The organism is Vibrio mytili (genome assembly GCF_000830505.1).
GTDB classification, from domain to species: Bacteria; Pseudomonadota; Gammaproteobacteria; order Enterobacterales; family Vibrionaceae; genus Vibrio; species Vibrio mytili.
This window is the reverse complement of sequence record NZ_JXOK01000061.1, coordinates 107,817-115,614: the sequence shown is the minus strand read 5'-3', so window position 1 is coordinate 115,614 and position 7,798 is coordinate 107,817. Positions and strand designations below refer to the sequence as shown.

The 7,798-nt window shown below is 44.5% G+C and carries 5 protein-coding genes and 2 pseudogenes; 3 read left to right on the top strand and 4 right to left on the bottom strand.

Going from position 1 to position 7,798, the window contains the following annotated elements; translation table 11 throughout:
• Both SU60_RS15860 and SU60_RS15855 read left to right on the top strand, forming a co-directional pair.
• Positions 1-356 (top strand): annotated as a pseudogene (locus SU60_RS15860) (hypothetical protein); the annotation flags it as partial.
• A gap of 4 nt (positions 357-360) precedes the next feature.
• A complete protein-coding gene (locus tag SU60_RS15855) occupies positions 361-2,007 on the top strand; it encodes a BatD family protein (protein ID WP_041156374.1) in 1,647 nt (548 codons plus the stop codon).
• Between the two features lie 111 nt (positions 2,008-2,118).
• Here SU60_RS15855 and pstB read toward each other — a convergent pair whose 3' ends face one another.
• The 4 genes and pseudogenes from pstB to SU60_RS15835 form a co-directional block, all read right to left on the bottom strand.
• Positions 2,119-2,868 carry a phosphate ABC transporter ATP-binding protein PstB gene (pstB, locus tag SU60_RS15850; RefSeq protein ID WP_041156373.1) on the bottom strand — a complete coding sequence of 250 codons (750 nt, stop codon included), beginning with the start codon at positions 2,866-2,868 and terminating at the stop codon, positions 2,119-2,121.
• 60 nt (positions 2,869-2,928) lie between these two features.
• Positions 2,929-3,791, bottom strand: a pseudogene (gene pstA / locus SU60_RS15845) (phosphate ABC transporter permease PstA).
• Between the two features lie 22 nt (positions 3,792-3,813).
• Positions 3,814-4,746 (bottom strand): phosphate ABC transporter permease subunit PstC, encoded by a 933-nt coding sequence (gene pstC / locus SU60_RS15840; protein WP_041156372.1) that lies wholly within the window; start codon positions 4,744-4,746, stop codon positions 3,814-3,816.
• Between the two features lie 104 nt (positions 4,747-4,850).
• A complete protein-coding gene (locus SU60_RS15835) occupies positions 4,851-5,672 on the bottom strand; it encodes a phosphate ABC transporter substrate-binding protein (protein WP_041156371.1) in 822 nt (273 codons plus the stop codon).
• Between the two features lie 304 nt (positions 5,673-5,976).
• On the opposite strand from SU60_RS15835, the gene SU60_RS15830 reads away from it, so the two are divergent.
• The gene (locus SU60_RS15830; protein WP_041156370.1) at positions 5,977-7,620 is read left to right on the top strand and encodes a methyl-accepting chemotaxis protein; all 1,644 of its coding nucleotides are present in this window, start codon (positions 5,977-5,979) and stop codon (positions 7,618-7,620) included.
• Positions 7,621-7,798: the final 178 nt, after the last annotated feature.

The following is a 7,798-nucleotide window of genomic DNA, read 5'->3' as shown; positions in this document are numbered from 1 at the left end:
AGCAACAGCAACAGCAACAGCAACAGCAACAGCAACAGCAACAGCAACAGCAGCAACAGTCTCAAAACGACAATAACAAAGAGCAAGGACAGCAATCACAAAATCATCAAGTCAATGAAAATAAAGATAAAAAATCATCAGAAGAAGCAAGAAAACGCAAAGACTCAGATGATCAAAAGCGGGAGAAAGCCCACTCAATGCAAGCGCAACCAGATAACCCACATCAGGATGACCCTGAGTTCCGTCGCTTACAGGCGGTAGAAAGTGCGCGCGACCCAAGCTTTTTAATTCGAGCCCAAATGCAATTGCAAGCTCAACAAAAACAACGCCCACAACAACCTCAAAAGGAGTGGTAAGTCAGTGATAAAAAAAAGTACAACGCTGGTCATGATTTTTGTAGCTAGCCTTCTATCAAGTGCTTCATTACTTGCCCAAACCCTAGAGGCGAGTGTAAATAAAACTCAAGCCGTCAAAAATGAAGTCATTAACCTGAGAGTCAGCGCAGACACTGAGCTCAATTCTGACGCGCTCGATTTCACCCCATTGGAAGATGATTTCTTTTTAGGTCAACCAAGATACGGGCGTTCGAGCAATAATATTAACGGCCATACATCGGTACGTACCGAGTGGAGTATTTCCATCGCACCGATGAAAGAAGGCATTCTGACCATTCCTAGCTTTTCCGTTAACGGAATGCGTACCGAACCGATCAAATTAACGGTCTCGGCAAACCCATCCGAGCCCAACATCGACGATATGTTCAGCTTCAATATGAGTATCGATAGCCATACTCTTTACCCACAACAAGCCGCTAATTTGCGTATGGAGTTGCTGATTAAAGCGGATACCCGCCGCTTAGATAGCCCAAAAATCATCTCTCCTAGCGTCGTGGGTATGAAGTTAGAACCCATAACGAAACTGCAACAAAATCAAAAAGTCATTGATGGCCTGGAGGTCACTTCAATTGAACAGACGTTCCGTTTAACGGCTAAAGAACCGGGGGAATATACTCTCAACGGTCCAATGCTCACAGGATCCTACATTTATGGAGACAGCTTAACGGGTTCAACTAAAGTCATCCCTATCAGCACCGAAGTTGAGAAAATGCCACTCACTGTGAAACCTATTCCAAAGGAGTTTAAGGGTAACTGGCTGCCTGCCTCCGCGTTATCAATGACACAAAGCTGGCAAGACGATCAAGGTAAAACCCTCTCCGTTAAGAACTTGAATACCGTCAAACAAGGCACGTCTATTACACGAACCATTCAGATTAAAGCTCGTGGAACCCAAGCAGAGTATTTACCACGTATTGACTTACGCTACCCACCTTCGTTGCGCGTATACCCTGAACAACCTCAATTTGACACTGCTCCAGATGGCACATTAATCATGACCGTCAAACAAGTGCTCATCCCGACTGAAGTCGGAGAAGTAAGCCTGCCGAGCTACACGCTCGATTGGTGGGACAGCAAACGTGACGTCGCGAAGCAAGCCGCGTTGGATGGCATGACACTGAAAGTTGAACCAAGCAATGCAGGCCTAATCACTTTGCCTGAAATAGCATCAGCGCCACCAGCAGCCCAAAATACCAAAGACATGCCCTCACCGAGTGGCGTTAACGAGTTATGGAAAACCTTAACGTTCGTCTTTGCTGGTTTGTGGATAGTAACCTTGGTGGTTACATTTTCAGTTTGGAAAAAGCGCCCAGCTACCACTCATCCGAACGCCAAGCTGGTTGAAACGGTTGGCGATGTCGATGCGTTAAAAAGCGTGATTAAAAGTGGGGACGAAGCCAAAATTGAACGTGCAATTAATGCGTATTTAAATCGTTATCAGCAGCAGCTCGATGCAAATGCTGTAGACGCCGTGAGGCAGGAGCTTAAAGTCATGAATCAAGCTCGCTTTAGCCCCAATCAACAACCTTGGGACGCCACTGTACTGCTCTCATGTGTCGCTAAACTAAAAAGAGCGAAGCCAGAATCTGACCAGCCTTTAGAAAAACTATAGAACAAAAAAAGCCCCTCGTTTAGAGGGGCAAAATTACCATCGCTTTCGCTTATAGTTATTAATTTATTCCTGTAAATATGGCCTTTAACCTTTTACCGGTAACTTCTACCATTAACCAAAATCACCATTGACATAACCTTGAGTGCGATCATCTTGAGGATTACTAAAGATCACTTGAGTGTCATTATGCTCAACCAGCTCACCCATCAAGAAAAATGCGGTTCGGTCAGAAATACGACGTGCTTGCTGCATGGAGTGAGTCACGATAACGATGGTGTAGTTTTTCTTTAACTCTTCCATCAGCTCTTCTATTTTATGTGTCGCGATAGGGTCTAGCGCTGAAGTTGGTTCATCCATCAGGATAACATCCGGCTCCATCGCAATCGTACGCGCAATACATAGACGCTGCTGCTGACCACCTGAAAGGCCAAAAGCGTGCGATTTTAGGCGATCTTTTACTTCATCCCATAAGGCAGCACCACGTAAAGAACGCTCTACCACTTCATCAATATGTTTTTTGTCTTTAATGCCTTGAGCGCGCAAGCCGTAAGCAACATTCTCGTAAATACTCATTGGGAATGGATTCGGCTTTTGGAAAACCATACCCACTTTGATTCGTAGGTCAGAAATATCGATGTTGCCGTAGATGTCTTCACCATCCATTGCTAACTTACCCGTAATCTTGACACCTTCGATCAGATCGTTCATACGGTTCAAGCAACGTAATAGCGTCGATTTTCCACAACCAGACGGACCAATAAGTGCCGTGACCTGGCGTACAGGAATAGGCAGGTTGATGGATTTTAATGCTTGGTTTTCGCCGTAATATAAGTCTAGGTTTTCAATATCAAATTTGTTCATTTTCTTAATCTCTTAAATCTTGAATTCGTGTCTTTTAACGTGCGTTCTTAATTTGTGTAGTTAGTAAGTCGCGGTGTTAAAACGTCGTGCAATCAGTTTCGTCACCGTGTTGATCAAAAGAACAACCACGATAAGAACGGTTGCGGTACCGTAAGCCTGATTCCATTCTTCGACGGTGAACAGTTCGGTAGTCAGTTTGTAAAGGTGAACCGTTAGCGTACGGCCAGAATCCAATAAAGAATCAGGGATGCGTGCAACCATACCTGCTGTCAGGAAAACCGGAGCAGACTCACCAATGACACGACCAATACTAAGAATGACCGAGGTTAAGATACCTGGCATTGCGCTCGGAAGAATCAAACGCCAGATAGTATAAATTTTAGAAGCACCGAGACCGTATGAACCCTCTCGGTAGGTTTGCGGTACTGCCATTAGCGCTTCTTCCGTAGTACGGATGATAACTGGCAGAATCAGAATACTTAGTGTCAGCGCACCCGATAGAATCGAGAAGCCAAGACCAAGAATTGCCACGAAGAAAGTCATACCAAACAAGCCAAAAATGATTGATGGAATACCGGCGAGTGATTCTGTACAGAATCGAATGACTTTCACTAAACGGCTGCCAACTTTGGCGTACTCCGTCAAATAAATAGCGGTCATGATTCCCAATGGCGCAGCACAGCAATAGAAGCGATAACCATGTACACCGTTGAGACGATCATAGGGAAAATACCGTGCTCGTCCCCTGTACGAGTGTAATTATCAGTAATAAAATTCCAATCTACATGTTGTAGACCATTAGATAGGATGTACCAGATAATCCAGAACAAAAAACCTACCGTCAAGCCAGCCGCTATCCACACCAAAGCGTTGAAAACGTTATCCTTGAACTGGCGAGCTTGTTTTAATTTTGCGCGATCCATAATAGTCACCTTTAATGAGCGGTTACTTCGCTTTTTCTCGGTTTAGGTAAAGTAAGACAGCATTCAAGGACATGATGAATACCAACAGAACAACCCCTGTAGCATAGAGAGCGTTCGCGTGAATACCACTCGCATACGACATTTCTATCGCAATATTCGCGGTCAAGGTACGAGCGGAGTCGAGAATGCCTTCCGGCATCGCGGGCGCATTACCCATCACCATGATGATTGCCATGGTTTCACCCAGTGCTCGGCCGATACCCAAGATAACTCCAGTCATAATGCCTGAACGAGCCGCAGGAACGAGCAATTTAAAGATGGTATAAATTTTAGATGCGCCTAGCGCTAACGAGCCTTCTTTGTAAGCACGAGGCACTGCACGAATAGACGTTTCGGATACCGTGATTACGGTAGGAAGGATCATCACGCCTAATACAATAATCCCGGCCAGAATCGTATTACCCGCAGGGACATTAAAGATATTTTGGATAAGAGGAACAATAATAACCAAACCAAAGAAGCCATAAACTACGGATGGAATCCCGGCAAGTAGCTCTACAGCAGGACGAATGACATCGGCCAAACGCTTTGGCGCGATTTCAGCGATAAAAATAGCGGTGAGCACTCCAACAGGCACCCCAACCATCACCGCCCCTGCGGTAGATACCACAGAGGCCACAATCATCGTGGCGACACCATAAAGAGCAGGAGGCAGCCAGTTTTGGCCTAAGACGATGCCCGAGACACCCGCTTCCTGGAAGGCTGGGATACTCTCTCGGACAATAAAGAAAGCAATGACTGCTAATGACACGATACCAATGACGGCACTAGTCAGAAACAAGCCGTGAAAGATGCGCTCTTTCCAGTCAACCCCTTTTTTTTCACGGAGTTTTGACTTGCTGATAGCTTTAGCGTCAGTATTCATAAGCTTTTCACTATTTGTTGCGATGGTCATAAATAAATCTCACGGTTCTGGGTGCTTACCAAGGAACACTATGGATAGAAAGGGCTCAGCCCCAAACAGTGGGCTGAGCAAATTTAACAGTGTCTGGAATCAGATTAGTGGATAGAGATGTAACCGTTTTGGTCAACAAGTTTTTGCGCATCTTCACTTAGCATCCAATCTAGGAATTTTTGTGTCGCTGCAGTTGGTTGACCTTCTTTGTAAAGCACTAGGAAAGGACGAGCAACCTTGTATGAACCGTTTTTCACATTCGCGACTGTTGCGTCAACGTTGTCAACCGCTAGAGCGTGAACCGTGTTATCTACTGTACCTAGAGAGATGTAACCAATAGAGTATGGGTTAGAAGCAACCATTGTTTTTAGCGCACCGTTGCCGTTTGCAACTTGAGCGCGTTGAGAAATCGCCGATACTTTCTTACCAGACACTTTCATTTTTAGCGACATGATGTCTTCGAATGCACCACGAGTACCAGAAGCTGTATCACGCGTGATAGCGACGATTGGCTTGTCTTCGCCACCCACTTCTTTCCAGTTAGAAACCTCACCCTTATAAATCGCAGTGACTTGCTCAGAAGTGAGTCCTTTAAGCTTGTTTTGTGGGTTAACAACTACAGCAATGCCGTCTCGAGCTATGACTTCTTCTTTAAGTGCTGGCTCTTTTTCTGATTCCTTCAGATTACGTGAAGACATACCGAGATCAGCAGAACCATTTTTTGCTGCCTTAACGCCCGCAGAAGAACCAGGACCTTGAACTTCAATGAATACATCCGGGTTCGACTTAGTGTAAGTTTCAGAGAAAACTTCCATCAGTGGAGTTACGCTGCTAGAACCTACAGCAGAGATTGTTTCTTTAGCAGAAACTGGAGTCACTGCCATTGCGCCTAGAAGTGCGATTGCACCGATAACTGTCTTTTTCATCACAATATCCTTAAAGTGGCTTTATTGCCGTTGTGTTTCACTTGAACGGTGCTCACTTTAGAACTCAAATGTGACAGTTGTGTTTCAGTTAGTTGAAGCCTCTATGACACATCATTTTGTTCTGTTAAGGAACCAACCTTAAAATGGTGTCGTTTTCAACTGCGCCAGATCAACTTCTTATTAAATATGAATAATCATCATAATTTCTTTAATAAATAAGCATTTAAATATTTGAGAAAAGCAATTAAAATCCGCATGAAATCACATAAAAATGACAATAAATTTACTTTTTTGAGGACCAATCATGCGTCAATTTCTCAGCGCGCTTTCTATTAAACAGCAGATATTTTTACCTGTTTTGTTTACTGTCGTATTACTCATCATCGGATTGAGTTTAGGAATGAATAAACTGGAACAAGCCTTTGATCGAGTTTCCGAGTCAACTCATCAACTTGTTGTTCATAAAGATGAACTCAGTTCCATTGTCGATAATACCTATGCGATGCGAATCAAAGCTATCTATAGTTTATTTAACGCTGAAGATGTACAAACGCTCAATAAAACGCTTTCTGAACGCCAAGATGAAATTCGTACATTTTTAAATTCCATAGACAGCGTAGAAGGTGTCCAGCACGAAGTCGAGGCGATGCGCGATACAATGAATCACTACGTTGATTTTACGCGTATTACCATGACGCCGTTGCTGACCCAAAAGCACACCTCTAGCGCCCTCTCTGCTGACTTTACCCGTGAGTACGAAACGGCAATGGCAGAATATCGCATTGCGGGTGAAGCCATGATCACCGCCATTGATAACCTTTCTGAAAAGTTGAATAAAACGGTCATCAACGATGTAAAGAGAAGCGGACAAGAGCACGCCAGTACTCTGACTCAAAGCATCATATTAATCACCATTATATTGACCGCTGCCTCCATAATTAGCTGGATTCTGGCTAATTACATCGTCGCGCCAATCCGTCAATTGCAAAACACAATGCGAGAGGTCGCGCTTGGAAACTTGTCAGTTAAAGCGGAAGACTCTGGGAAAAACGAAGTGTCTCAGTTGGGTCACGACGTAAACCAAACCATCAAGCAACTGCGCACTACGGTTGGTGCATTGGTGCGCATCAGTGAAGATGTTGCCTCTGCTTCAACAGAACTGGCCACCGTAATGACTCAAAGCAGTGTCAACTCGGATCAGGAGAAACAAGAGGTAGAACAAGTCGCCTCAGCTGTGAATCAACTGGAATCCACCGCTTCTGAAGTATCAAGTAACGCCCAACAAGCCGACAGCGCTTCAAATCAAGCGAAAGAACTCACCTCACAAAGTTTGAGCATGTTTGAGGAAAGTACTCGTGCGAGTACAAAAATGGCCGACCAACTGAATGATGCCGCACAGGTCGTGACCTCTCTAAAAGAGCAGTCTGAGCATATTGGGCGTGTGATCGAAGTGATAGAGGGCATCTCAGAGCAAACGAATCTCCTTGCATTGAATGCAGCAATAGAAGCAGCTCGCGCAGGAGAAAGTGGTCGCGGATTCGCGGTCGTAGCAGACGAAGTCCGAATGTTAGCGGCAAGAACGCAAGAGTCTACGAAAGAGATTCAAACCATCATAGAAGAACTTCAACAGCAGTCAGGCCATGCCAACGAAAGTATGCACTCAAGTTTAGCCATGCTAGAAGACAATCAAACGATAGCAACGAAAGTCAGCCGCTGTTTGAACGACATCAGCGACGCCATTACAGACCTGAACTCGATCAATGCGCAAGTTGCAACAGCATCAGAGGAGCAAAAACAGGTGACCTCCGATATCAACAGCAACTTATCTAACATCTACTCACTGGTTAGTCAGAATGTAACGGGTATCACTCAATCAGCTGCCGCCGCTCAGGAATTGTCTGGTTTAGCCGAAAATCAAAAGCAGCAACTGCAACAGTTTCAAATTTAAACTGCAAGTTTAAACCAATCGGCTAGTCCTAATCTTTTTAGGATGAGTCACTTGAAGGTTTCATAGATAAGTCACCGAAGTATCAACTCATCTCAGGATGGGACACACAACCAAAAAAGTCCGAGCATTTATACTCGGACTTTTTTGTGCAGTTTCGTTCAACTCTATAAGATAATCA